This is a genomic window from Pseudomonas coronafaciens pv. oryzae str. 1_6 (genome assembly GCF_000156995.2).
In the GTDB taxonomy this organism is placed as follows: Bacteria; Pseudomonadota; Gammaproteobacteria; order Pseudomonadales; family Pseudomonadaceae; genus Aquipseudomonas; species Aquipseudomonas tremae.
In genome coordinates this window covers 5,148,821-5,173,170 of sequence record NZ_CP046035.1, presented here as the reverse complement: position 1 = coordinate 5,173,170, position 24,350 = coordinate 5,148,821, and the positions used below count along the sequence as shown (strand labels likewise).

Below are 24,350 nucleotides of genomic sequence, written 5' to 3'. Positions count from 1 at the left end.
GAACCTTTCGCGGATCGCCTGGCTCATAGTGTGTGAGCGGGCCTGGCCCGAATGCTTCTGATGAAGCCAAAACGATAAGGATGGACGTATGACAGTTGCTTTCTGGTGCGTGCTGGTCGCGATATTGCTGCCGATTGTCTGTGCCGGCATTGCCAAGTTCGGCAGCGGCAAATTCGGCAGTGGTCACAACCATGATCCGCGTGCTTTTCTCGATAAGCTTGAAGGGTTTCCGCGACGTGCCCATGCTGCGCAGCTCAACAGTTTTGAGGTGACCCCGGCGTTCGCCGCTGCCGTCATCATTGCGCACATTGCCGGCAATGCTTCGTTGGTCACCATTGATGTGCTGGCGGTGCTGTTTATCACCAGTCGTCTGCTGTACATCATTTTCTATCTGGCCGACCTGGCCGCGCTGCGTTCGCTGGCGTGGCTGGTCGGCATGGGTCTGATCATCGCGCTGTTCGGCGTTTCGGCCTTTCCTGCTGCGGCCTGACGGTAGGAGTGCGACGCTGTCTGTGATGGACAGTGTCGCTGGCGCGTCGATCACTCGTCCGGCTGCACTTTCTCCAGATCGGTCTGGGCTTCCTGCAGCTCCTTGCGCGACTCGGCGAGTTTGTCCTTACGCTTGTTGATTTTCTCCGGGTCGCCTTTGTCCATTGCTTTGTTCAGCTCGGTCTGACGGCGGCTGACCTCGCGTTTGGCGTCCAGCACCTTTTGCTCGCGCTGTTTGAGCAGTGACGTTTCCGTGCAGTTCGCGTTGACCTCAGCGAGCGCTTTTTCCAGCCCGGTCTGCTCGGCCTTGTTGCCTTCGGTTTTGGCGTCCTGAACCTTGCTGCTGATTTCCTGGCTTTTGATCAGGCATTCTGAGGGGGCGGTCGCCTGTTCGTCCGCCAGCAATGCGGTTGCCAGCAGCGTGCAGCTGGTGAAAAGAATCAAGGGTGACAAAAACTTCATATGAACTCCGTTTGAAGATGACGATGTCCGGACGAGAAAATGAAAGTCCGCTGCTTAAAAACCTGAAATACCGTGCGCCTGCAATTGCTGGCTCATGGCTTTTACGTGCGGGTCCTGAAAAAAGGCCCTGAGTTTTGCCGACCGGCTCGCGCCGACACCCGGTTCAGCCTGCCATTGCTCGACGCTGCGTGTTGTCAGGTCGTGCCAGTTATCAGGCAGCTTCGCGTCACCTGTGGGCGGCATTCCGATGGCCTTGAGCCATGCCAGAAACGGCTTTGCACGGGCTGTTTGCAGGCTGTCGAGCAGTTTAGCGCTGCTGCGCTCGGCAAGGCCGGGAATGTTAGCAAGCTCAGCATGATTAAGCGTCATCCAATCGAGCAAGCCGCTGATCTGGCCACTTTCAATGAGCTTGTCCCAGGTTCCCGGACCGACGCCCGGCAGCGCGAGCCCCTTCTTGCCGCTGAGCCATATCAGCCTGGCGCGGAACTGACTTTCACAGCCCGGTGTTGCTTGCCAGCAGCTCAGTTCATGAAAATCACTGGCATGCGGGATGGTCATGCTCACTCGTTCGGCAGCGCGCGCAACTACGCCGTCTAGTCGAGGAATCGTCAGCCCGGCCAGACTCACGGCAATCTGATCGCCAGGCCTTATATCCAGAGTCTGCCAGCGCTGCAGTGAACCCGTGCTGATACGACTGACAGTGCGGTCGTCGAGGCGCACCGGTTTCAGCTCCAGCACCGGCGTGATCCTGCCACTGCGACCGATATTGAAATTGACCTTGCGCACTTCGGCCAGGGCTTGGGCATAGGGGTGCTTCCATGCTGCAATCCAGTAAGGCGCACTGGCCTGCCAGCGCTGTGCCGGTGGGCGCTGACCCTGGCGAATGATCACGCCGTCGGTGGCAAACGGCAGCGGGTTGCGATACCAGTGCTCACGCCACTGTGAGGCCTGAGCGTGGTTTTCCAGCCTATGCGTGTAAGTCGCGCTGTCTTCGAAGCCTTGTGCTTGCAGGCCTGCGAGCCTCTGAGGCATGTCGGCAGGCCCGTTCGGCCAATCCCAGACGAGCAGCCCGATGGCGTCGGCCTGTTGCGGGCTGATTGTCCGCCGGGCCAGCAGCCCCGCGACCTTGCTGCGGGCATTGATGCTGCCGGATATGGCCTGAATGTGATCGTCCAGTCGCCAGTAAAGCTCGCCTTGCAGGACGAGATATTCAGCGTGGGGCAACTGCTGAGGGATTGCCTTGATCAACCGGGCTTGCGGGGTCCAGTCCTTACCTTTTTTCCCGTCACCGCGACTGATCGCCTGCACCAGTCTGCCTCCCTCGTAGACCAGCGTGACCGCTACCCCATCGACCTTGGGTTGAATCCAGACGTCGGTGCGGCCCCTGAGCCAGGCTGTGACGCTTTTCTCGTCCGCGAGCTTGTTCACGCCGGTGTGCGGGATGGGGTGGGCAAGCGGACCGGTAGCGGTTTTAAGTGGGTTGTCTGCGACCGTCGAGACCCTGAAGCACGACCGCCAGACCTTCAGCTTCAGCCGGGACTGATCGTAAAGTTCGTCAGGGATCTGCGATACGCCTTGCCGGTGGTAACTGTCGTCCCATTCGGCGATTTGCTTTTGCAGTGCGGTTATTTCGTTGTTTGCCCTGGCGGCAGACCAGTCAGGGCACTGGCTGGCGTAGCCGAGGCCGGGAAGAAAAAAGACCAAAGCGAACGTCATCAGGCGGATGGTGGGCAACATCGAAGCATCCTTGCTTTAGGGATAGGCCCGATGAGGCTAGTTGCTGGTGTGCTTTACAGGGGAATGGTCTGGTTACCGGGTTTTTCCGGAGTTCCTCGCCGATAGTTCCAGAACAGTTTGAGGCGTATGTCCGCATACGTGAGGAGGGGACCGGTTCTGCCTCGATCGTTCGGGGAAAGACCTGTAGTTTCCCCCAAAGTGACTTATCGATCTCGCGTCCTCGCGGGCAAGTCCGCTCCCACAAAAGCCTGATTCTCTAGGTGCCTGCTACAAAAACGCGGTTTTCCGGGTGTCTTTTGAGAGCGGCCTGGACGATACGGTCATGGCCGAACTCATCGCGCAACTGTGTCTTGATCATTCATAAAATGAAGTCAGACTGGATAGCGATCTATTTTCAGGGACTGATGCCAATGGATATCTCGATGCTCGCTGTCTTCATCCCCGCCTGCTTTGCGCTGAACATGGCGCCGGGCCCGAACAATCTTCTGTCGATCAGCAACGCTACTCGCTATGGCTTCGTCCAGTCATGTGTGGGTGGTATTGGGCGCTTGCTGGCGTTTGTCATCATGATTACGTTGGCAGCGACCGGGCTCACGGTTGTGCTGCATACGTCTGAATGGATGTTTCATGTGATCAAGGTCATAGGCACGGCTTATTTGCTCTATCTCGCGGTGCAGCTATGGCGTGCCGACCCGAATGGACAGGATCAGGCATGCTTTGCGACAGCAAAAAAAGGCAGCTTGGCGCGTCAGGAGTTTCTGGTGGCTATTGGCAATCCGAAAGCGATCCTGCTGTTTACGGCTTTCCTTCCACAGTTTGTTGATCGCGAAGGTGATGTTTCGGTTCAGTTCGCAGTGTTGGGCGGTTTGTTTCTGGTGCTGGAGTGCGTAGCGATTGCGTTGTACGCCGCTATAGGTATCCATGCTCGTCGTCTGCTGGCCAAGCCCAGTGGCAAGCGGTTGTTCAACAGGCTATGCGCAGGGCTGTTGGCGGGGGCTGCGTCTGTGTTGCTGGTGTCGCGGCGGGCGTAAAAAGTGGCTGCTGAAGAGCTGTGCATGCAGGCGAAAAAAAGCCCCGAACGACTTGGTCGTCCGGGGCTTTTCTGCGGGTTTTTACAGACCGGCAGCGGCGCGCAGAGCGTCGGCGCGGTCGGTTTTTTCCCAGGTGAAGGCGGTAAAAGTGTCATCGCCAACGGTCATTTCGACCGGGGTACGACCGAAGTGGCCGTAGGCCGCAGTGGCCTGGTACATCGGGTGCAGCAGGTCGAGCATGGTGGTGATGGCGTATGGACGCAGGTCGAAGTTGTCGCGGACCAGCTTGATGATCTTGTCGTCGGACAGCTTGCCGGTGCCGAAGGTGTTCAGCGAGATCGACGTAGGCTGGGCGACGCCGATGGCGTAGGACACCTGAATTTCGCAGCGCTCGGCCAGGCCAGCAGCAACGATGTTCTTGGCAACGTAGCGGCCGGCGTAGGCAGCCGAACGGTCAACCTTCGATGGGTCTTTGCCGGAGAATGCACCACCACCGTGACGGGCCATGCCGCCGTAGGTGTCAACGATGATCTTGCGGCCGGTCAGGCCACAGTCACCCACCGGGCCACCGATGATGAAGTTGCCGGTAGGGTTGATGTGGAACTGGGTGTCCTTGTGCAGCAGGTGCGCAGGGATGACGTGCTTGACGATCAGCTCCATCACGCCTTCGCGCAGGTCTTTGTAGGACACGTCCGGGTTGTGCTGGGTCGACAGCACGATGGCGTCGACGCCGACCACTTTGCCATTCTCGTAACGGCAGGTGACCTGGGATTTGGCATCCGGGCGCAGCCACGGCAGCAGGCCGGACTTGCGGGCTTCGGCCTGACGATGCACCAACTGGTGCGAGAAGGTGATCGGTGCAGGCATCAGCACGTCGGTTTCGTTGCTGGCATAGCCGAACATCAGGCCTTGGTCGCCAGCGCCCTGATCTTCAGGCTTGCTGCGGTCAACGCCCTGGGCGATGTCTACCGACTGCTTGCCGATGATGTTCATCACGCCGCAGGTTGCGCCGTCGAAACCGACGTCGGAGCTGTTGTAGCCGATGTCGAGGATGACGTTACGCACGATGTCTTCCAGATCGACCCAGGCCGAAGTGGACACTTCGCCAGCGATGATCGCCACACCAGTCTTGACCAGTGTTTCGCACGCCACACGGGCGTATTTGTCTTCAGCGATGATGGCGTCCAGAACCGCGTCGGAAATCTGGTCGGCGATCTTGTCCGGATGTCCTTCGGACACGGACTCGGAGGTGAAAAGTGAGTATTCGCTCATCTCTACGGGTTTCCTTCATTTTACCGATGGTGAGTGTCGCCAGCCGGTCGCTGAAAATGGCGAACCTGGATCTGGAAACCATTACGTAAGCCTACATAAAGGCTTTCCCCGGGAACTAGCCCCGCAGCGATGGCCCAATGGGCCAGGTCTTCCTGCTCGAAACCTAACCAGAGATCGCCACAGGCCTCCCTGGCCCAGCTCTGGTCATGACTACACAATTCTGTTACCAGCAAGCTACCGCCGGGTTTTACGTGTTCGGCCAGTTGCCTCAAGGCGTCTGCCGGTGCAGCGAAGTGATGCAGCACCATGTTGAGGACGACACAGTCTGCGCTGACTTTACTGTCGGTCAGTGCATCGGCCAGTCTCAGCTCAACGTTAGCCAGCGCGCGGCGCTCGCAGACGCCACGTGCCAGGTCGAGCATGACCGGGCTGTTGTCCATTGCAATGACCTGGCCGAAGCGCCGGGACAGTTCTGGCAGGAAGCCGCCGTCACCGGGGCCTACTTCCAGCGCGGTTGCCTGCGTGCCGAAGCTCAGTTTGTCGAGCAGCGTCAGCAGGCTTTCGCTGTACTGCGCGAGGCCGGCGATCAGATCCTGCTGGGCGCGAAACTTTTCGGCAGTCCGGGCAAAAAAGTCCTGACTGGCCAATGCGCGCTGCCGATGGACCAGGCCGATGCGGCCCTGAACATCATCTGGCAAATCCAGCGTGTCGACCTCTTCAAGCAGTGCCGCGTGCAGCCTGCCGCCCGGCAATGCGGTATGGGGCAGGGCACGGCGATAGAAAATCGCGTTGCCTTCGCGGCGGGTCGCTACCAGATCGGCCTGCGCCAGCACCTTCAGGTGGTGGCTCATGCCTGACTGGCCAATCGCGAAAATCTGCGCCAGTTCGAGCACACCGAACGAGTCGTTGGTCAGTGCGCGTAATACATTCAGCCGTAACGGATCGCCGCCGGCCTTGCACAGGGCAGAGAGGTCGTCGCATGCGTCGTGGCGGATTGCTGGTACGCGCAGGTTCATAGGCATCGCAGTCTAGAGAGCGATTCCTGACCCTGCAAGGGCAATATCAAAAAGTTTTGATATTGCCCGGCGGATGGCGCTGGTCAGCCTTCATGAACTTGTCATGCGCACAGGTGATCCAGTCTTTACCGGCTAAATAATGTCCGTTATTCAGGAAAAAAGCCTATGGTCGTCTATCTGTGATTGCCCCCGGCCTGTCCGTGAGGGAAAATGACCCCCTTTTTTCCAGTCCTATTTCTCAATTCCCAGGAGATCAGCGATGCCAAGCCGTCGTGAGCGTGCAAATGCTATTCGTGCCTTAAGCATGGATGCCGTGCAAAAAGCCAACAGCGGCCATCCGGGTGCCCCGATGGGCATGGCGGATATCGCCGAGGTACTGTGGCGTGACTACCTGAAGCACAGCCCGAAAAACCCGTCGTTCGCCGACCGTGACCGCTTCATCATGTCCAACGGTCATGGTTCGATGCTGGTCTATTCGTTACTGCACCTGACCGGCTATGACCTGTCCATCGACGACATCAAGAACTTCCGCCAGCTGCACAGCCGCACCCCGGGCCACCCGGAATTCGGCTACACCCCGGGCGTTGAGACCACCACCGGTCCGCTGGGCCAGGGCTTCGCCAACGCAGTCGGCTTTGCTGCTGCCGAGAAAACCCTCGCTGCGCAGTTCAACCGCCCAGGTCATACCATCGTTGATCACAATACCTACGTGTTCATGGGCGATGGCTGCATGATGGAGGGTATATCGCACGAGGTCGCTTCGCTGGCCGGCACGCTGCAACTGAGCAAGCTGATCGCGTTCTACGACGACAACGGTATTTCCATCGACGGTGAAGTCGAAGGCTGGTTCACCGACGACACGCCGAAGCGCTTCGAGGCGTACGGCTGGCTGGTCATTCGCAACGTCGATGGTCATGACCCTGAAGAAATCAAGACGGCCATCGACACAGCTCGCAAGAGCGATCAACCTACCTTGATCTGCTGCAAGACCACCATCGGTTTCGGTTCGCCGAACAAGCAGGGCAAGGAAGAGTCCCACGGTGCGCCGCTGGGTGCCGACGAAATCGCCCTGACCCGTGCCGCGCTGAAATGGACCCACGGTCCTTTCGAAATCCCGGCTGATATTTACGCCGAATGGGACGCCAAGGAAAAAGGCCTGGCAGTCGAAGCCGAGTGGGACCAGCGTTTTGCTGCGTACTCCGCCGAGTTTCCAGAGCTGGCCAATGATTTTATCCGCCGCATGAGTGGCGAACTGCCTGCTGACTTCGCGGAAAAATCGGCTGCCTATGTTGCCGAAGTCAACGCCAAGGGCGAAACCATCGCCAGCCGCAAGGCCAGCCAGAACGCCCTGAGCGCTCTCGGCCCGTTGCTGCCTGAGATTCTCGGCGGTTCGGCCGACCTGGCTGGCTCCAACCTGACCATCTGGAAGGGCTGCAAGAGCATCACCGGCGAAGACCCTAACGGCAACTACTTGCATTACGGCGTTCGCGAGTTCGGCATGGCCGCGATGATGAACGGTATAGCTTTGCACGGTGGCTTCGTGCCTTACGGCGCAACCTTCCTGATCTTCATGGAATACGCTCGCAATGCCGTGCGTATGGCCTCGTTGATGAAGAAGCGTGTTATCTACGTATTTACCCACGACTCCATCGGTCTTGGTGAAGACGGTCCGACTCACCAGCCGATCGAGCAATTGACCAGCCTGCGCACCACGCCGAACCTCGACACCTGGCGCCCGGCGGATGCCGTTGAGTCGGCAGTGGCCTGGAAATATGCGCTGGAGCGTAATGACGGTCCTTCGGCACTTATCTTCTCTCGCCAGAACCTGACTCATCAGGCGCGTGACGACAAGCAGCTGGATGCCATCACCCGTGGCGGCTACGTGCTGCGCGACTGTGCTGCGGAACCTGAACTGATCCTGATCGCTACCGGTTCGGAAGTCGGTCTGGCTGTAGAGGCATACGACAAGCTGACCGCTCAGGGCCGCAACGTGCGTGTGGTCTCCATGCCGTGCACCAGCGTCTTCGAAGCTCAGGACGCAGGCTACAAGCAAGCCGTTCTGCCGCTTCAGGTCAGCGCGCGTATCGCCATCGAGGCTGCTCATGCAGATTACTGGTACAAGTACGTCGGCCTGGAAGGTCGCGTGATCGGCATGACCACCTTCGGCGAGTCGGCCCCGGCGCCGTTGCTGTTCGAAGAGTTCGGTTTCACGCTGGAAAACGTCCTGAGCATTGCTGACGAGCTGCTGGAAGACTGATCACCTGCTTGATGGTTTGTGTTTGATTTTGTGGGAGCGGACCGGGCGACGGTCCGCTCCCACATCGTTATCTTCCTCTGGCGAAAATTTCATGCCCCAGCCCCGCCCTTACAAAGTTGCTCTGAACGGTTACGGCCGTATTGGCCGTTGTGTTGTACGCGCGTTGTGCGAGCGAGGGGCCAAGGCCGGGTTTGAAGTGGTCGCCATCAACGATCTGGCCGATATGGCCAGTCTCGAATACCTCACGCGCTTTGACTCGACTCATGGCCGGTTCCCCGGCGAAGTGCGGGTCGAAGGGCAATATCTGCACATCAATGATCACCGCATCAAGGTCTCGCGCAGCCCTACGCCGGAAGGTGTCGACTGGGCCGGTCTCGAGGTCGATCTGGTGCTCGAATGTTCCGGTGTCTACAACACTCGTGAAGACGGCCAGCGTTTTCTGGACGCCGGTGCTCCGCGCGTGCTGTTTTCCCAGCCGATGGCCAGCGAGCGGGATGTCGATGCCACCGTGGTGTTCGGCATCAACCAGCACCGGCTAACCGGCCGCGAGCTGCTGGTTTCTGCGGCGTCGTGTACCACCAACTGCAGTGTGCCTCTGCTGCGTTTGCTGGATCAGGCGATTGGCCTCGAGTACATCACCATCACCACGATTCATTCGGCGATGAATGATCAGCCGGTGATCGATGCTTATCACCACGAGGATCTGCGCCGCACACGCTCGGCGTTCCAGTCGATCATTCCGGTGTCCACCGGTCTGGCGCGAGGAATCGAGCGGCTGCTTCCGGAACTTGCCGGCCGAATTCAGGCCAAAGCTGTTCGTGTGCCGACCGTCAATGTGTCGTGTCTGGACATTACGCTGCAGATGTCGCGCGACACCGATGCCGTGGAGATCAACCGCCTTCTGCGTGAGGCCGCCACTAGCGGCCCGCTCAAGGGATTGCTGGCCTACACTGAGCTGCCGCACGCCAGCTGCGATTTCAATCATGACCCGCATTCGGCCATCGTCGATGCGAGTCAGACCCGCGTTTCCGGTCCCCGGCTGGTCAATGTGCTGGCCTGGTTCGATAACGAATGGGGTTTTGCAAACCGAATGCTCGACGTCGCCGATCACTTTCTGCGCGTCGCTGACCAATAACAGTAAAAAACAGGAATGCTCATGACCGTGTTGAAGATGACCGACCTCGATCTGCAGGGTAAACGTGTACTGATCCGCGAAGACCTCAACGTCCCGGTCAAAGACGGCGTTGTCAGCAGTGACGCACGCATCCTCGCATCGCTGCCGACCATCAAGCTGGCGCTGGAGAAAGGTGCCGCGGTCATGATCTGCTCGCACCTGGGTCGTCCGACCGAGGGTGAGTTTTCTGCCGAAAACAGCCTCAAGCCGGTTGCCGATTACCTGAGCAAGGCGTTGGGTCTTGATGTTCCGCTGATCGCTGATTACCTGGACGGCGTTGACGTCAAGCCCGGCAACGTCGTGCTGTTCGAAAACGTTCGCTTCAACAAGGGCGAGAAAAAGAACGCCGATGAGCTGGCGCAGAAATACGCAGCGCTCTGCGACGTGTTCGTGATGGACGCCTTTGGCACCGCTCACCGCGCAGAGGGGTCGACCCACGGTGTGGCCAAATTTGCCAAGGTTGCAGCTGCAGGCCCGTTGCTGGCGGCAGAGCTCGAAGCGCTGGGCAAGGCGCTGGGCGCTCCGGCACAGCCAATGGCTGCCATCGTGGCTGGCTCAAAGGTTTCCACCAAGCTGGACGTGCTCAATAGCCTGAGCGCGATCTGCGATCAGCTTATTGTCGGCGGTGGCATCGCCAATACCTTTCTGGCCGCAGCCGGTCACAAGGTTGGCAAATCGCTGTACGAACCTGATCTGCTCGACACTGCTCGCGCCATCGCTGCCAAGGTCAGCGTGCCTTTGCCGACTGACGTGGTGGTTGCCAAGGAGTTCGCCGAAAGCGCGACTGCAACCGTCAAGCTGATTGCCGACGTCGCCGATGACGACATGATTCTCGACATCGGCCCACAAACTGCAGCGCACTTCGCCGAACTGTTGAAATCTTCCGGGACTATCCTGTGGAACGGCCCTGTCGGCGTGTTTGAATTCGACCAGTTTGGCGAAGGCACCAAGACGCTCGCCAAGGCCATTGCCGAAAGCAAGGCGTTCTCCATCGCAGGCGGTGGTGACACACTGGCGGCCATCGACAAGTATGGTGTGGCAGAACAGATTTCCTATATCTCGACAGGCGGCGGTGCGTTCCTCGAATTCGTGGAAGGCAAGGTTCTGCCAGCGGTCGAAATGCTCGAACAACGTGCCAAGGCCTGAATGATGCCCTTGGACAAGGAGTGGTCAATGGTCAGGGCGTTACCGTGGTTTCTTGTCGCGGGTTTGCTGGCCGGTTGTGCCGGCAAACCTGTGGCTGAGGAAGTGGAGGGTGACTCCCCGACTCAACCGCTCCAGTTGAGCTGCTATCAGGCAGGTTGGCAGGCCGAGACAGTGCCGGTGATTTACAAACGTGGCGGTCAGGAGGTCTGGGATCGGTACGAGTTCATGCCCAAGGCGACAGGCGGCATTGGTTGCCTGTAGTCCGGGCCTGAAAAACACTCGGCACCATTGAGGGGGCTCGGCGGTCTTTATTGAGTGGATGTCTTTTCCGAGGAAGGAGTTTCGCCATGAAGATCGCTGCCCTGGCTCTGATGAGTGTTGTTGCACTGGCTGGCTGTACCGGTTCTGGTTCGCATGCCAAGACGTGTCAAGTATTGAGCCCGGCCTCTGTGAATGTGCCTACGACCGAAAACGCTCAGCGGGTCGAAGCACACGTCACGGGTGAACCGGCCGACGATAGTAAACAGGAACAGAACTGCCCTTGATATTGCGGTTTGACGGGGGCAGGCAGGAGACGTGATGAAAGGCTTGTTTGCCCTCGTGGCTTTGGCAGTGCTCGGCGGTTGTTCGAGCATGGGCACTCCGCAGCAGAATGACCCGTGGAATCGCTGGGTCTGCGACAGTAACGCTGAGGTTCACTGGCGTTACATCGACTCGTCCCAGAAGGAGGTCGATGTGCGCCTGAACCAGAGCGAGCAGGTGTTCAGGCTCAAGGCCGAACCCGGTGCCGCCAGCGGCACCCTTTATAGCAACAACGTGTTGGCATTCGTCAACAAGGGTAGCGAAGGCCTGGTTTACTGGGACGCTACCAACGATCTGATCGGTCGCGGCTGCAAGGCCCGATAAGTCGGATCACGCACACACGCATGGCTTTCGTGGCCGATGCTTATAACTTGAATAGCAGCCGCCACTACGGCAGGCTTGCACGATAACGACCCTACCGGGAGAGAGACAGACAATGGCACTTATCAGCATGCGCCAGATGTTGGACCACGCAGCCGAGTTCGGCTACGGCGTTCCAGCTTTCAACGTAAACAACCTGGAACAGATGCGCGCCATTATGGAAGCGGCCGACAAGACCGACTCCCCGGTGATCGTTCAGGCCTCGGCTGGTGCCCGCAAATACGCAGGTGCGCCGTTTCTGCGTCACTTGATTCTCGCGGCAATCGAAGAGTTTCCGCACATCCCGGTGGTCATGCACCAGGATCACGGCACCAGCCCTGACATCTGCCAGCGTTCGATCCAGCTGGGCTTCAGCTCGGTGATGATGGACGGTTCGCTGCGCGAAGACGGCAAGTCCCCGGCTGACTACGACTACAACGTCGACGTCACTCGTCGCGTGGTGTCCTTTGCTCATGCCTGCGGTGTTTCCGTGGAAGGTGAGCTAGGCGTGCTGGGTTCGCTTGAAACCGGCATGGCCGGTGAAGAAGATGGCGTCGGCGCGGAAGGCGTTCTGGATCACAGCCAGATGCTGACTGACCCGGAAGAAGCGGCTGACTTCGTCAAGCGCACTCAGGTCGATGCCCTGGCCATTGCCATCGGCACCAGCCACGGCGCTTACAAGTTCACCAAGCCGCCTACCGGTGACATTCTGGCGATCGAGCGCATCAAAGAGATCCACAAGCGCATCCCGAACACTCACTTGGTCATGCACGGTTCTTCGTCGGTTCCTCAGGAATGGCTGAAGATCATCAACGAGTTCGGCGGCGACATCAAAGAAACCTACGGCGTGCCGGTCGAAGAAATCGTTGAAGGCATCAAGCACGGCGTGCGCAAGGTCAACATCGATACCGACCTGCGTCTGGCCTCTACTGGTGCCATCCGCGAATTCATGGCTAAAAACCCGAGCGAGTTCGACCCGCGCAAGTACTTGGCCAAAACCGTAGTCGCCATGCGCGACGTATGTATCGCGCGTTACGAAGCTTTCGGTACCGCTGGCAACGCCTCGAAGATCAAACCGATCTCCCTGGACGCCATGTTCGAACGCTACGCCCGTGGCGAGCTGGATGCCAAGGTCAACTAAGTTGATCAAGCATTGAAGAAACCCGCAGAAATGCGGGTTTTTTTATGTCTGGCCAAAACTGGCTGCGTCAGCGCGAATGTGACGCAGAGCGTCACGCAAGGTATTCCCACGCTGGGCGTGAGGAACGATGAGCGCCCGGAAAGCAGCTATCGTCCCCGTGGAAGACACCTATCGTGCCCATGCTCCGCGTGGGCATGCAGTTCAAGACGCTCTGCGTCCGCTCTTGATGTTGGGCTTAAACGCTTTTCATCAGTCCTGCACACGCCGTCTTGTAAGCCTCGTGCTGGTATTTGTTCAGCGTGTCGGGCAGGGCGAAGGTGTGTTTCTTGTTCTGCGCGTTGATGGTTTGCGGTGAGATCAGGGCTACGTTGCAATCGGCCATCAATTGAAAGATGGTTTCAATCTTGAACGTGGTCGGCCCGCCGGCGAATTCGCCTTTCTTGCTGCGCTTTTTGATGGCGATGTGGCTGACGCCGTTCTCGCGCACGAAGCTGGCCAGATGCGCAGCGAAAGCCTTGACGTTGGCGGGCTCCTCATCGTCCTCCAGCGCAATTTTTTTCGTGGCTAACGGCAAATGGGCGAGGCCGTTGTTCTGCCGTGTGGCAAGCGCGAAAATGGCTTCGCTGCCTTTGATTTCTACACCGCAAATAATCATGAGAAAACCTGATGAGCTCGTTCATATAAAAGACGCAGGTTATCTCATCGTAGACGTTATTCCTGAGCTATCGACTCCAGATATTCCGAGCGTTCGTCGCTCATGCGCGCGATGCAGTCGTTCTCACTAATACTGAAGGCTTTGCTGCCTGCTGCAGAAGGGAAGACTTCAACGGCACAGTCGGCGTCGCGCAGCTTCTCCCAGGCTTGCTGGGCGGTCTTGAGTTTGCTCGTAAAATCGTTGAACTGCGTCTTGTTGGCGACGAACTGCGATTGAACGCGTTTGAGCAGGTTGTCGAAGTTTTCCTTGAGCAACTGTTCGGCGGTCGTGCGGCTGTAGGCCGAACATTCCAGTGTCTGCTTGTCATCGTCGACACCGTCGCAAGGCGTGGCGTCAGGGTTCTGAGCAGCCTGTACGCCTGTCACAGCCGTTGCCATAAGGGCCAGGGTCAGCAAAAACGTTTTCATCGAGTCGCTCCGATCCATTGATACGCTGAATTCTGTCTCAAGCGCGAGACAATGAACAGGTTTGCAACACCGACAGGCGACACGCTGTCACCCTTTGTCGCATCTTGACGCTTTCGGCAAACCCCCTGTCGTTTTTGCACCCGGCTCTCAGGACCCTCCGGCATATGCTGACCCCATTAGCGCCGACAGCCGATTCGGTGCGCCGGAACCAAAAAAGGGGACAGCCTGATGAGCCCAGCCGAACTGCACGCCGACAGCATCGTCATTGACGGGCTGATCATCGCCAAGTGGAATCGCGAGCTGTTTGAAGACATGCGCAAGGGCGGCCTGACCATGGCCAATTGCACGGTGTCGGTATGGGAAGGCTTTCAGGCCACCATCAACAGTATCTGCACCAGCCAGAAGCTGATGCGCGAGAACAGCGACCTGGTGATGCCCGTGCACACCACCGCCGACATTCGCAAGGCCAAGGAACTGGGCAAGACCGGCATCCTTTTCGGTTTCCAGAACGCGCATGCCTACGAGGACCAGATCGGTTACGTCGAGATCTTCAAGCAGCTCGGCGTCGGTATCGTACAGATGTGCTACAACACGCAGAACCTGGTCGGCACCGGTTGCTACGAGCGTGACGGCGGGCTGTCGGGTTTCGGGCGTGAAATCGTCACCGAAATGAACCGCGTCGGGGTGATGTGCGACCTGTCTCACGTCGGCTCGAAAACCTCGGAAGAGGTCATTCTCGAATCCAAAAAACCGGTGTGCTACTCCCATTGCCTGCCTTCCGGCCTCAAGGAACACCCGCGCAACAAATCCGATGCCGAGCTGAAGTTCATCGCCGACCACGGCGGCTTTGTCGGCGTGACCATGTTCGCGCCGTTTCTGGCCAAGGGCATCGAGTCGACCATCGACGATTATGCCGAAGCCATCGAATACGTGATGAACATCGTGGGCGAAGACGCCATCGGTATCGGCACCGACTTCACCCAGGGGCACGGTCAGGACTTTTTTGAGTACCTGACCCACGACAAGGGCTATGCCCGCCGCCTGACCAGCTTCGGCAAGATCATCAACCCGCTGGGCATTCGTACCGTGGGCGAGTTTCCCAACCTGACCGAGACCTTGCTCAAGCGCGGCCATTCCGAGCGCGTGGTGCGCAAGATCATGGGTGAGAACTGGGTCAACGTTCTGGCCGATGTCTGGGGCGAGTAACCCGCCAGCCATACCTTATTGAATTGAACGCCCGCGGCCCTGACGGCGGTGGGTGTAACCCGAATCATCTGGAGTTTGTCCCCCATGGCTAAAATCGCCCCGCAACTGCCCATCGAAGTCGACAGCGAAACAGGCGTCTGGACCTCCGATGCGTTGCCGATGCTCTACGTGCCCCGGCACTTTTTCGTCAACAACCACATGGGGATCGAGGAAGTACTGGGCGCTGATGCCTACGCCGATATTCTCTACAAGGCCGGTTACAAATCCGCTTGGCACTGGTGTGAGAAAGAGGCTGAATGCCACGGTCTGCAAGGCGTTGCGGTGTTCGAACACTACATGAAGCGCCTGTCACAGCGTGGCTGGGGCCTGTTCAGTATTGAAGACATCGATATCGAGAAAGGCACAGCCAGCGTCAAGCTTGAGCACTCCTGCTTCGTTTACGTCTATGGCAAGGTCGGGCGCAAGGTCGATTACATGTTCACCGGCTGGTTCGCCGGTGCGATGGACCAGATTCTCGCCGCCAGTGGCAGTTCGATCCGTACCGTTGCCGAGCAGGTGTACGGCGGCTCCGAAGATGGTCACGACGACGGGCTGTTTGTCGTCAAGCCGCTGTAAATCGAGGATCGGGTTATGGCTTTCGAAGCGATGTTCCAGCCGATCCAGATCGGCAAACTGACGATCCGCAACCGTGTGCTCAGCACCGCGCACGCCGAGGTCTATGCCACTGATGGCGGGATGACCACAGACCGCTACGTGAAGTACTACGAAGAAAAGGCCAAGGGCGGCATTGGTCTGGCGATTTGCGGCGGCTCGTCCAGCGTAGCCATCGACAGCCCGCAGGGCTGGTGGAAGTCGGTCAATCTGGCGACCGACAGGATCATCCCGCACTTCCAGAACCTCGCCGACGCCATGCACAAGCACGGCGCCAAGATCATGATCCAGATTACCCACATGGGCCGACGCTCGCGCTGGGACGGTGATCACTGGCCGACCCTGCTGTCGCCCTCGGGCATCCGTGAGCCTGTACACCGGGCGACCTGCAAGACCATCGAGCCAGAAGAAATCTGGCGGGTGATCGGCAACTACGCCAGCGCTGCGGCCCGCGCCAAGGCCGGCGGGCTCGACGGTGTCGAGCTGTCAGCCGTACACCAGCACATGATCGATCAGTTCTGGAGCCCGCGCGTCAACAAGCGTACCGATGAATGGGGCGGCAGTTTCGAGAACCGCATGCGCTTCGGCCTGGAGGTCATCAAGGCAGTGCGCAAGGAAGTCGGCCCCGACTTTTGCGTCGGGCTGCGCCTCTGCGGCGACGAGTTTCACCCCGATGGCCTGAGCCATGAAGACATGAAACAGATCGCCAAATATTACGACGACACCGGCATGATCGATTTCATAGGTGTAGTGGGCTCGGGGTGCGACACCCACAACACACTGGCCAACGTCATTCCGAACATGAGTTACCCGCCTGAGCCATTCCTGCATCTGGCGGCCGGGATCAAGGAAGTGGTCAAGGCCCCTGTCCTGCACGCGCAAAACATCAAGGACCCGAATCAGGCGACGAGGATTCTGGAAGGTGGCTATGTCGACATGGTCGGCATGACCCGCGCGCACATCGCCGACCCGCACCTGATCGCCAAGATCAAGATGGGGCAGATCGACCAGATCAAACAGTGCGTGGGCGCCAACTATTGCATCGACCGCCAGTATCAGGGCCTCGATGTGCTCTGTATCCAGAACGCCGCCACGTCCCGCGAATACATGGGCGTGCCGCACATTATCGAAAAATCCACCGGGCCGAAGCGCAAGGTCGTGGTAGTCGGTGCCGGTCCGGCCGGGATGGAAGCGGCGCGGGTATCCGCCGAGCGCGGCCATGACGTGACGCTGTTCGAGAAGAAGGACTTCATCGGCGGGCAGATCACCACTGCATCCAAGGCACCGCAACGTGATCAGATCGCCGGTATCACGCGCTGGTTTCAGCTGGAGCTGGCGCGCCTGAAAGTGGACCTGCGTCTTGGTACTGCGGCCGATGCGGCAACCATCCTCGACCTGCGCCCGGACATCGTGGTGCTGGCGGTGGGCGGTCACCCTTTTGTGGAGCAGAACGAACACTGGGGCGCTGCCGAGGGCCTGATAGTCAGCAGCTGGGACGTGCTGGACGGCAAGGTCGCGCCAGGCAAGAACGTACTGGTCTACGACACCATCTGCGAGTTCACCGGCATGTCGGTGGCTGACTTCCTGGCCGACAAGGGCTGCCAGGTCGAGATCGTTACCGATGACATCAAGCCAGGTGTGGCGATCGGTGGTACGTCGTTCCCGACCTACTACCGCAGCATGTACCCCAAGGAAGTGATCATGACCGGCGACATGATGCTGGAAAAGGTCTACCGCGAGGGCGACAAGCTGGTTGCCGTGCTGGAAAACGAATACACCGGCGCCAAGGAAGAGCGAGTTGTCGATCAGGTGGTTGTGGAGAACGGCGTGCGTCCGGACGAAGCGATCTATTACGCGCTCAAGGAAGGCTCGCGCAACAAGGGCCAGATTGATATCGACGCGCTGTTCGCCATTCAGCCACAACCTTCGTTGAGCGAGCCGGGTGATGGTTACCTGCTGTTCCGTATCGGCGACTGTGTAGCGCAGCGCAACACACATGCGGCGATCTATGACGGCCTGCGGCTGTGCAAGGATTTCTGAAGCCGTCTGTCTTTGGTTCTGGCCGCAGACCTGCAAGATCGCCTGGTCCTTGGAGCTTTAGATGCTAGACATTCTTCTTCCCATCCTGCTGTTCAGCGCTCTGGCCCTCGCGGTACTGGGCGCCTTGCGCAGGGCCGGCATGTGGCGCAATGGACGATCTTCGAAAGTCGACGTGCTTGGCGGGTTACTGGCCATGCCCAAGCGCTACATGGTGGACTTGCACCACGTAGTCGCGCGCGACAAGTACATCGCCAATACCCACGTGGCCACGGCGGGCGGGGCGGTCGCATCCATTGTGCTGGCTATTTTGGTGCATGGTTTCGGCCTGCATAACCGTGTGCTCGGTTACGCGCTGTTGTTGATGACGGCGGTGATGTTTGTCGGCGCAGTGTTTGTCTATCGCCGTCGCCTCAACCCGCCTGCGCGCCTGTCGAAAGGGCCGTGGATGCGACTGCCGAAAAGCTTGATGGCGTTCTCTGCAAGCTTCTTTCTGGTCACTCTGCCAGTGGCAGGCATTCTTCCCGAGCATTTCGGCGGCTGGGTGCTGGTCGTGATTCTCGGACTGGGCGTGTTGTGGGGCGTGAGCGAACTTTTTTTCGGCATGACCTGGGGCGGGCCGATGAAGCACGCCTTCGCCGGAGCCCTGCACTTGGCCTGGCATCGCCGCCCTGAGCGTTTCGGCGGCGGACGCTCCACCGGTCTGAAACCGCTCGACCTGAACGATCGTACTGCGCCGCTGGGCGTCGAGAAGCCCGAAGACTTCACCTGGAATCAGCTGTTGGGCTTTGACGCCTGTGTGCAGTGCGGCAAATGTGAAGCAGCGTGCCCGGCGTTTGCTGCAGGCCAGCCGCTGAACCCCAAGAAACTGATTCAAGACATGGTCGTCGGCCTTGCCGGCGGCACCGACGCAAAATTCGCCGGTAGCCCGTACCCATCGCTGGATGGCCATGGCAAGCCGCTCGGTAAACATGGTGGCAACCCGCATCAGCCTATCGTCAACGGGCTGGTGGATGCCGAGACGCTGTGGTCCTGCACGACCTGCCGCGCATGTGTCGAAGAGTGCCCGATGATGATCGAGCATGTTGATGCCATCGTCGACATGCGCCGTTACCTGACCCTCGAAAAAGGCGCAACCCCGAACAAGGGCGCCGAAGTACTGGATAACCTGATCGCCACCGATAACCCCGGCGGTTTCGCACCGGGCGGGCGTATGAACTGGGCGGCGGATCTGAACCTGAACCTGCTCAGCGACAGAAAGACCGTGGACGTGTTGTTCTGGGTTGGCGATGGCGCGTTCGACATGCGCAATCAACGCACGCTGCGTGCTTTTGTCAAAGTTCTCAAAGCTGCCAAGGTGGATTTCGCCGTGCTGGGCCTTGAAGAGCGCGATAGCGGGGACGTGGCACGGCGTCTGGGCGATGAGGCGACTTTTCAGATGCTTGCCCGCCGCAACATTCAGACCCTGGCCAGCTACAGCTTCAAACGCATCGTCACCTGCGACCCGCACAGTTTTCATGTACTGAAAAACGAATACGGCGCGTTTGGCGGCGACTACCAGGTGCAGCACCACAGCACGTTCATGGCCGAACTGGTACAGAGCGGCGCACTGAATCTGAATCAGCACAAAGGCGCCAGCGTCACGTATCACGACCCGTGTTATCTGGGCCGCTATAACGGCGAATACGAGGCGCCGCGTGAAGTGCTGCGTGCGCTGGGTATCGAGGTCAGAGAGATGCAGCGTTCCGGCTTTCGTTCTCGCTGCTGCGGTGGCGGTGGCGGCGCGCCTATTACCGACATCCCAGGCAAACAGCGGATTCCCGACATGCGCATGGACGACATCCGCGAAACTGCGGCTGAAGTCGTCGCAGTAGGTTGTCCACAATGCACGGCCATGCTCGAAGGCGTTGTCGAACCTCGACCGTTGATCAAGGACATCGCCGAGCTGGTGGCTGATGCGCTGATCGAAGAAGTTATCCCCAGCCCGGCTGTTCCCGCGAAACGTGAACCTGCGGAGGTGCATTGATGAGCGACATTATCCGCCGCGATCCTCGTGCCGAATGGATCGCCCGCAACCGCCTGCACCCGCTGCATGCGGCCATGCAGCCTGCACAAAGCAGCTGGATGGGACCCAACGGTCTGATGCGCAAGAACGTGCATGGTTTGGGTTTTATCGGCCCCAATGGCATCAAGCGTATCGATCGTAGTGGCGCGCAGCAGGGCGGCACGAGCAAGCGCTCGATGGCGTCCGACGTCCAGCTGCCGCTGCATGTGGTCGCTGCGCCAGCGTTCTATATCAACGTTGTTCCTGACATGGTGGGCGGTCGCTTGAGCAGCCATGATCGAGACCTGCTAGGGCTTGCGCGTCAGCTGGCAGGTGCCGAAGGCGCGGTACTGGCGGTGGTGTTTGGTGAGCATAAAGAGACTGCGTTTCATACCGCGGGCGTGGACCGTGTCTTGATGCTTGAGGGTAATAAGTTCAGCGGTTATTCCCCTGAGCAGCGCTTGCACGGACTGCGTGCTGTGGATAACCAGTTGAGCCCCCATCATTGGTTATTCCCTGACAGCCGTACGGGTGGAGGCGAACTCGGACGGCGCTTCGCAGCCAGCCTCGGCGAGCGCCCTGCGACGCGGGTGTGGCAGGTCAAGGATGGCCAGTGCATAAGTCGCGCAGGGGCAGGGCGTGAAGATCTGGTTCGCGCTGTGCCGCGCTTGATTCTGGCCACGGCCGAATGCGCCGAGCCTGTCAGCGAAACTCGACACGAAGCATCGCCTGTCGAATTATCCACAGGTGTGGCGCGCAGTCTTTCGCGCATAGAGGACCTGGGGGCCGTTGCCGTCGATCCTGCAGTTATCCCCATGGCTGAAGCCGAATTCATTTTGTCTGGCGGCAATGGCGTCCAGGATTGGGATCTTTTCCATCGTGCCGCTGCGGCTCTGGGCGCAACTGAAGGTGCTTCACGGGTGGCGGTGGACGATGGCTTCATGGGGCGCGAGCGTCAGGTGGGTGCCAGTGGAACCTGGGTCACGGCGCGGGTTTATATGGCTGTGGGTATCTCTGGCGCAATTCAGCACCTGCAAGGTATCGGCGCCTGCGACAAGGTGATTGCGATCAACCTGGATGCGGGCTGCGACATGATCAAGCGCGCTGATCTTTCGATAATCGGTGAGAGCGCAGAGATCCTTACGGCGTTGATCGCAGCGGTCGACGCCTGGCGCAACGGGGAGAAGCGTGATGCGGCTTGATAAACAAAAAGCATCTGTGGATAAGCCTGCCCTGCACATTATCAGCCTTGTTTCCGTAGGTGCTCACCCGACCTCAGGCCGTGCACGCCGTGCCGATCAGGACGCGCGAGCAGTGGAGCTTGGTTTGCAACTGGCTGGGGATAACTTGCAGGTGTTGCATGCCGGCGATCCCCAGGAGCCTGTCTTGCGAGCCTATCTGGGGATGGGCTTGAATGAGCTGCACGTTCTGGAGCAGCCGCAAGGTGCGGATGCGATGCCAGCGTTGGCCGCTCATATTAGTGACTCTGCTGCACAGATCGTGTTGACCGGCAGTCAGGCTGAAACAGGCGAGGGTTCGGGCATGTTGCCGTTTCTGCTGGCTGAGCATCTTGGATGGCCACTGGTAACAGGGTTGGTGGACATTGAGTCGCTGCAGGGCGGCACCGCATTTGTCCTTCAGGCTTTGCCTCGCGGCCAGCGCCGTCGCCTGAAACTACGCCTGCCATTCGTCGCCACTGTGGATAACTCAGCCCCCAGCCCCCGGCAGAGCGCCTATGGGCCTGCACAACGCGGTGTGTTTGATATCGACGAAGTTGCAGCAGTCGCCGATGAGTTATTCACAGCCCAATCCTTGCAATCTGCCAAACCGCGACCCAAACGTCTGAAAGTGATCAAGGCCAAGAGCGGCGCAGAGCGCATGAAGGCTGCCACCGCCAAGGCCAGTGGCGGCGGCGGGCAAGTGTTGAAAGGCGTGACCCCTGAGGAGGGAGCCGCCGCAATCCTGAAGCTGTTGGTGGACGAGGGGGTTGTGAGATAAAACTGGCCACCTCTGGTGGTTGAGATCAGTACAGAACTTGATACGACGCAAAGTCCTGAAAGAAATTCTGGGCGGGTAGCTGTCGTCCAGATACTGGCAAAACTGCCAAGTTTGCCCTGCAGCATCCTCGTGCACGTACTTACACACAATCCCTGTGTGTGCGCCTGTGGGTAAAGTGTTTGCAGATTGCTGAAGCACTTGTAACGCGGGGCTTGCAGGTAAGTGTTTGAAAAATGATCAATTAAAGCTTTGGTTTCACTGACGCTGCCTGTGTACAACATCATGAAGCTGCTAGCCGAACCTGCCTGTTGTGCACAATCTCTGTTGGCGTCTCTGTGGATAAGTTGTTCGTGAATGTCTGCTAGCCTCTGAATTCGGGCTCTCCAGAGCTTTGTATAAAAAATAATCAATCACGCTCGGATTAATACACGAGATGTGAATGCCGTATCTGATTCAACGGTAGCGAAGTTTTCCACAAGGTCGGTGCTATTTAATCAAGGTTATGCCCAGAGTCTGTTGGCGCTTCTGTGGATAAGTTGTTGGCGCTTGGCTGCAGCCCTTCAGGTACGCGGGTATCGGTCCTCTGATCAAAAAACACACAGCGGTGTTGGGCTATTCTTGATTAGTGCAGAATTTTACAAGTTCGTTGTCGACTGAGTGTTTGTTACCTGACGACCGCGCCATCTGTGGATAAACGGCTTGCTCATTCGGGCGGGCTTTTGGTCACCGCGGAGCGGAGCCCGCTCCGCGGTGATGGCGCGTGCAGGCGCCGAGTAAGCTATCGTTCTATAGACCTGCTGGCCCCAGCAGCAGCCACAAAGATTCCGAGCCAGGAATATCGGGTGCCCACTGTGGGATTGAGGTATGGGGCTGACGGCACTTATACGTAAAACTGTGATGGTTCACTTCTTGATTCAGCGCGTAGGCGACACCTGCTTTCCAGTCTTCAATACCGTTGCCGTCCTCAGGTGTGGTACTGACGTGCAGAGGTTCGCTTTCTCTGGATAAACCGCCCTCTACATCCCGGGCTCCGATGCTGTAACTAATGGCTGTATTGGGCGTCAGTCCGGTGTCGGTATAATGGGTATCTGGCGGGTAAACCCTGAATTCCTGATTGCGATTTCGGAAAACCCGATAATAGGCGATGAGATGAGGTCCGGTAGAGGCTTTCCAGGCGAGCGTGACACTGCTTGAGGTAACTTCGACCTCTCTAAAATTGCCAGGTGTTGATGGCGGTTGTTCGTGAAACATGTATACCTTCAGCACTTGGGACAAGTCCGACGTGTTCCCTTCAATGTCAGTTGCGCTGATCCGATAGTCGTATATAGCGCCAGGCGAAACAGCTGTATCGATAAAAGGCGGCGCCGTTGTAGTACCTACAGGTCTGCCGTCCCGGAACAAATTATAGATGCGCACCGGGTGTGCACCTTCAGAGAGCCGCCATATCAGTGTTACCGAGTTCTCTGTCTGCCCCGACAATGTAAGGTCAGCAGGTATTGACGGTTTCCCTGGCACAGGCGTCTCACCACTGGTGAGATAACCATAGCGTTTCACGAACTCCCAATCGTATTCCTTGCCGTGCTTGTCCTTACCGGCATCCCAGTTGACCGACCATGTCATCAGGCCGCGAATCGGGCTGCCAGCGTCTGCCAGTTCCTGCAGTGCGCCTTTGACGTCCTGTGGGTCAACCGCATAACCAGTAGCGGCACCATCATTATTGCTGGGCAGCCCGATCACCAGCCTGTCTGCCGGAATTGATGCGTAACCTCGTGTGCCGTGGATCAGGCTATCGGTCAGGTAATAAAGAAATGCTTTCTTTTGAGTGTCGTTGTTTTGAGTAACCCATAGGTTCAACTCATCGACCCATATGCCATCGCCGCCCTGGTTGTAGTACTGAGGCGCGATAAAGTCGTACAGGTCTTCCAGGGCGTTGATGTAGGCGAGGTAGGAACCCGCTGCTCTCAGGTATGGAAACTCCGGCGCCATACTAATAATGAAGTGCTTTCCTTCTGCCTCGTAATGTTTACGCACCAGCCGCAGCGCCGCCGGTAATACGGTACGGTTATCTGCGAATGTAATGGCGGCCTGCTCAAGATCAATATCCAGCCCGTCAAAACCATAGATTTCAACCAGCCGAATGATTTCATAGACCAGCGCCTGCTCCTGGCCTGCATGCAGCTCGATATGAGCATCCGCTCCACCCAGTGAAATCAGTACCGCACGGCCTTGCGCATTCAGTGTTGCCACTTGGGCGCGAAACTCGTCATCACTGAGGTTATAAGGCTTGAAGGTAGGAATGCCGGCACCCTTCATGAAGGCCACTGCCACGACGTTATAAGCCTCGGGGATATCTGTCAGTTGCATCTCTTTGAAAAGGCCCTGCTTGTACCCCTGACCGGGTTCGGAAGGCCAGTTATGCCAGAAACCCATGAGGATATTTTTTCCTCGTATATCCGTCATGGCCGAGGCTGCGTCGGTTTTTGTATTTTTATATTGATTGACGATTTTCGGGTTGAGCATGGTCCGTGTCTCCGTCCGTTGGATTGACTTCAACTGGAGTGGACCACGAAGGGGTTTTTCACGTAACTGTCAGAAATGACGGTATCGACGCAAGGGCAGTTGTGC

The 24,350-nt window shown here is 58.4% G+C and carries 22 protein-coding genes; 15 read left to right on the top strand and 7 right to left on the bottom strand.

The features are described 5' to 3' along the window. Window positions 1–88: 88 nt before the first annotated feature. Window positions 89–490, top strand: coding sequence for an MAPEG family protein (locus tag POR16_RS23610; protein ID WP_005896257.1), 402 nt, complete (start codon window positions 89–91; stop codon window positions 488–490). Between the two features lie 50 nt (window positions 491–540). On the opposite strand, the gene POR16_RS23605 is transcribed toward POR16_RS23610, so the two are convergent. Further along, window positions 541–951 (bottom strand): DUF1090 domain-containing protein, encoded by a 411-nt coding sequence (locus tag POR16_RS23605; RefSeq protein WP_005896260.1) that lies wholly within the window; start codon window positions 949–951, stop codon window positions 541–543. Window positions 952–1,005: 54 nt separating this feature from the next. Beyond that, window positions 1,006–2,688, bottom strand: coding sequence for an NAD-dependent DNA ligase LigB (ligB, locus tag POR16_RS23600; protein WP_005896263.1), 1,683 nt, complete (start codon window positions 2,686–2,688; stop codon window positions 1,006–1,008). Window positions 2,689–3,098: 410 nt separating this feature from the next. On the opposite strand from ligB, the gene POR16_RS23595 reads away from it, so the two are divergent. Then, window positions 3,099–3,719: a LysE family translocator gene (locus POR16_RS23595; RefSeq protein ID WP_005896266.1), complete on the top strand. Its 621-nt coding sequence runs from the start codon at window positions 3,099–3,101 to the stop codon at window positions 3,717–3,719. A gap of 81 nt (window positions 3,720–3,800) precedes the next feature. Here the strand turns inward: POR16_RS23595 and metK are convergent, their stop codons facing one another. Further along, window positions 3,801–4,991, bottom strand: coding sequence for a methionine adenosyltransferase (gene metK, locus POR16_RS23590; protein ID WP_005896268.1), 1,191 nt, complete (start codon window positions 4,989–4,991; stop codon window positions 3,801–3,803). Window positions 4,992–5,011: 20 nt separating this feature from the next. After that, a complete protein-coding gene (locus POR16_RS23585; protein ID WP_005896270.1) occupies window positions 5,012–6,007 on the bottom strand; it encodes an ArsR/SmtB family transcription factor in 996 nt (331 codons plus the stop codon). Window positions 6,008–6,266: 259 nt separating this feature from the next. Between POR16_RS23585 and tkt the strand changes: the two genes are divergently transcribed. The 7 genes from tkt (at window position 6,267) to fba (ending at window position 12,667) form a co-directional block, all read left to right on the top strand. After that, entirely contained in the window at window positions 6,267–8,264 is a 1,998-nt protein-coding gene (gene tkt / locus POR16_RS23580) for a transketolase (protein ID WP_005896273.1), read from the top strand. A gap of 91 nt (window positions 8,265–8,355) precedes the next feature. After that, entirely contained in the window at window positions 8,356–9,399 is a 1,044-nt protein-coding gene (gene epd / locus POR16_RS23575; RefSeq protein WP_005896275.1) for an erythrose-4-phosphate dehydrogenase, read from the top strand. Window positions 9,400–9,420: 21 nt separating this feature from the next. After that, window positions 9,421–10,584 carry a phosphoglycerate kinase gene (locus POR16_RS23570; RefSeq protein ID WP_005896277.1) on the top strand — a complete coding sequence of 388 codons (1,164 nt, stop codon included), beginning with the start codon at window positions 9,421–9,423 and terminating at the stop codon, window positions 10,582–10,584. Window positions 10,585–10,611: 27 nt separating this feature from the next. Beyond that, window positions 10,612–10,845: a putative periplasmic lipoprotein gene (locus POR16_RS23565; protein WP_005896280.1), complete on the top strand. Its 234-nt coding sequence runs from the start codon at window positions 10,612–10,614 to the stop codon at window positions 10,843–10,845. Between the two features lie 86 nt (window positions 10,846–10,931). Next, a complete protein-coding gene (locus POR16_RS23560; protein WP_005896282.1) occupies window positions 10,932–11,129 on the top strand; it encodes a hypothetical protein in 198 nt (65 codons plus the stop codon). Window positions 11,130–11,163: 34 nt separating this feature from the next. After that, window positions 11,164–11,490 (top strand): MliC family protein, encoded by a 327-nt coding sequence (locus POR16_RS23555; protein ID WP_005896284.1) that lies wholly within the window; start codon window positions 11,164–11,166, stop codon window positions 11,488–11,490. A 112-nt stretch (window positions 11,491–11,602) separates the two neighbouring features. Further along, complete coding sequence (gene fba / locus POR16_RS23550) at window positions 11,603–12,667, top strand: class II fructose-bisphosphate aldolase (protein WP_003372623.1); 1,065 nt, start codon at window positions 11,603–11,605, stop codon at window positions 12,665–12,667. A 235-nt stretch (window positions 12,668–12,902) separates the two neighbouring features. Here the strand turns inward: fba and POR16_RS23545 are convergent, their stop codons facing one another. Together POR16_RS23545 and POR16_RS23540 are read right to left on the bottom strand one after the other, a co-directional pair. Then, on the bottom strand, window positions 12,903–13,322 hold the full coding sequence (locus POR16_RS23545; protein ID WP_005896287.1) for a DUF3010 family protein: 420 nt from the start codon (window positions 13,320–13,322) through the stop codon (window positions 12,903–12,905). Between the two features lie 56 nt (window positions 13,323–13,378). Further along, window positions 13,379–13,789, bottom strand: a complete 411-nt coding sequence (locus POR16_RS23540) for a lysozyme inhibitor LprI family protein (RefSeq protein WP_005896289.1) — start codon at window positions 13,787–13,789, stop codon at window positions 13,379–13,381. A 228-nt stretch (window positions 13,790–14,017) separates the two neighbouring features. Here POR16_RS23540 and POR16_RS23535 point away from each other — a divergent pair, with 228 nt between their 5' ends. The 6 genes from POR16_RS23535 to etfB all read left to right on the top strand — a co-directional run bounded on the left by POR16_RS23535 (window position 14,018) and on the right by etfB (window position 21,725). Then, entirely contained in the window at window positions 14,018–14,995 is a 978-nt protein-coding gene (locus tag POR16_RS23535; RefSeq protein WP_005896291.1) for a dipeptidase, read from the top strand. Window positions 14,996–15,079: 84 nt separating this feature from the next. Continuing rightward, window positions 15,080–15,610 carry a DUF5943 domain-containing protein gene (locus POR16_RS23530; protein ID WP_005896293.1) on the top strand — a complete coding sequence of 177 codons (531 nt, stop codon included), beginning with the start codon at window positions 15,080–15,082 and terminating at the stop codon, window positions 15,608–15,610. Between the two features lie 15 nt (window positions 15,611–15,625). Beyond that, on the top strand, window positions 15,626–17,686 hold the full coding sequence (gene dgcA / locus POR16_RS23525) for a dimethylglycine demethylation protein DgcA (RefSeq protein ID WP_005896295.1): 2,061 nt from the start codon (window positions 15,626–15,628) through the stop codon (window positions 17,684–17,686). A 61-nt stretch (window positions 17,687–17,747) separates the two neighbouring features. Continuing rightward, window positions 17,748–19,709 carry a dimethylglycine demethylation protein DgcB gene (gene dgcB, locus POR16_RS23520; RefSeq protein ID WP_005896297.1) on the top strand — a complete coding sequence of 654 codons (1,962 nt, stop codon included), beginning with the start codon at window positions 17,748–17,750 and terminating at the stop codon, window positions 19,707–19,709. Next, the gene (gene etfA, locus POR16_RS23515) at window positions 19,709–20,929 is read left to right on the top strand and encodes an electron transfer flavoprotein subunit alpha (protein ID WP_005896299.1); all 1,221 of its coding nucleotides are present in this window, start codon (window positions 19,709–19,711) and stop codon (window positions 20,927–20,929) included. Before dgcB ends, etfA begins: the two co-directional genes overlap by 1 nt. After that, window positions 20,919–21,725 (top strand): electron transfer flavoprotein subunit beta, encoded by an 807-nt coding sequence (etfB, locus tag POR16_RS23510; RefSeq protein WP_005896301.1) that lies wholly within the window; start codon window positions 20,919–20,921, stop codon window positions 21,723–21,725. The genes etfA and etfB overlap by 11 nt, the downstream gene beginning before the upstream one ends. Window positions 21,726–22,511: 786 nt before the next feature. Here the strand turns inward: etfB and POR16_RS23505 are convergent. Beyond that, complete coding sequence (locus POR16_RS23505; RefSeq protein WP_005896303.1) at window positions 22,512–24,245, bottom strand: glycosyl hydrolase family 18 protein; 1,734 nt, start codon at window positions 24,243–24,245, stop codon at window positions 22,512–22,514. Window positions 24,246–24,350 lie beyond the last annotated feature (105 nt).

Excerpts from the sequence above, each read along its gene's own strand:
- fba (WP_003372623.1), top strand. The coding sequence starts at position 11,603 with ATGGCACTTATCAGCATGCGCCAGATGTTGGACCACGCAGCCGAGTTC.
- metK (WP_005896268.1), bottom strand. The coding sequence starts at position 4,991 with ATGAGCGAATACTCACTTTTCACCTCCGAGTCCGTGTCCGAAGGACAT.
- POR16_RS23610 (WP_005896257.1), top strand. The coding sequence starts at position 89 with ATGACAGTTGCTTTCTGGTGCGTGCTGGTCGCGATATTGCTGCCGATT.
- POR16_RS23505 (WP_005896303.1), bottom strand. The coding sequence starts at position 24,245 with ATGCTCAACCCGAAAATCGTCAATCAATATAAAAATACAAAAACCGAC.
- POR16_RS23540 (WP_005896289.1), bottom strand. The coding sequence starts at position 13,789 with ATGAAAACGTTTTTGCTGACCCTGGCCCTTATGGCAACGGCTGTGACA.
- ligB (WP_005896263.1), bottom strand. The coding sequence starts at position 2,688 with ATGTTGCCCACCATCCGCCTGATGACGTTCGCTTTGGTCTTTTTTCTT.
- POR16_RS23570 (WP_005896277.1), top strand. The coding sequence starts at position 9,421 with ATGACCGTGTTGAAGATGACCGACCTCGATCTGCAGGGTAAACGTGTA.
- POR16_RS23585 (WP_005896270.1), bottom strand. The coding sequence starts at position 6,007 with ATGAACCTGCGCGTACCAGCAATCCGCCACGACGCATGCGACGACCTC.
- tkt (WP_005896273.1), top strand. The coding sequence starts at position 6,267 with ATGCCAAGCCGTCGTGAGCGTGCAAATGCTATTCGTGCCTTAAGCATG.
- epd (WP_005896275.1), top strand. The coding sequence starts at position 8,356 with ATGCCCCAGCCCCGCCCTTACAAAGTTGCTCTGAACGGTTACGGCCGT.
- POR16_RS23605 (WP_005896260.1), bottom strand. The coding sequence starts at position 951 with ATGAAGTTTTTGTCACCCTTGATTCTTTTCACCAGCTGCACGCTGCTG.
- POR16_RS23565 (WP_005896280.1), top strand. The coding sequence starts at position 10,612 with ATGGTCAGGGCGTTACCGTGGTTTCTTGTCGCGGGTTTGCTGGCCGGT.
- dgcB (WP_005896297.1), top strand. The coding sequence starts at position 17,748 with ATGCTAGACATTCTTCTTCCCATCCTGCTGTTCAGCGCTCTGGCCCTC.
- POR16_RS23545 (WP_005896287.1), bottom strand. The coding sequence starts at position 13,322 with ATGATTATTTGCGGTGTAGAAATCAAAGGCAGCGAAGCCATTTTCGCG.
- POR16_RS23530 (WP_005896293.1), top strand. The coding sequence starts at position 15,080 with ATGGCTAAAATCGCCCCGCAACTGCCCATCGAAGTCGACAGCGAAACA.
- etfB (WP_005896301.1), top strand. The coding sequence starts at position 20,919 with ATGCGGCTTGATAAACAAAAAGCATCTGTGGATAAGCCTGCCCTGCAC.
- POR16_RS23555 (WP_005896284.1), top strand. The coding sequence starts at position 11,164 with ATGAAAGGCTTGTTTGCCCTCGTGGCTTTGGCAGTGCTCGGCGGTTGT.
- dgcA (WP_005896295.1), top strand. The coding sequence starts at position 15,626 with ATGGCTTTCGAAGCGATGTTCCAGCCGATCCAGATCGGCAAACTGACG.
- etfA (WP_005896299.1), top strand. The coding sequence starts at position 19,709 with ATGAGCGACATTATCCGCCGCGATCCTCGTGCCGAATGGATCGCCCGC.
- POR16_RS23560 (WP_005896282.1), top strand. The coding sequence starts at position 10,932 with ATGAAGATCGCTGCCCTGGCTCTGATGAGTGTTGTTGCACTGGCTGGC.
- POR16_RS23595 (WP_005896266.1), top strand. The coding sequence starts at position 3,099 with ATGGATATCTCGATGCTCGCTGTCTTCATCCCCGCCTGCTTTGCGCTG.
- POR16_RS23535 (WP_005896291.1), top strand. The coding sequence starts at position 14,018 with ATGAGCCCAGCCGAACTGCACGCCGACAGCATCGTCATTGACGGGCTG.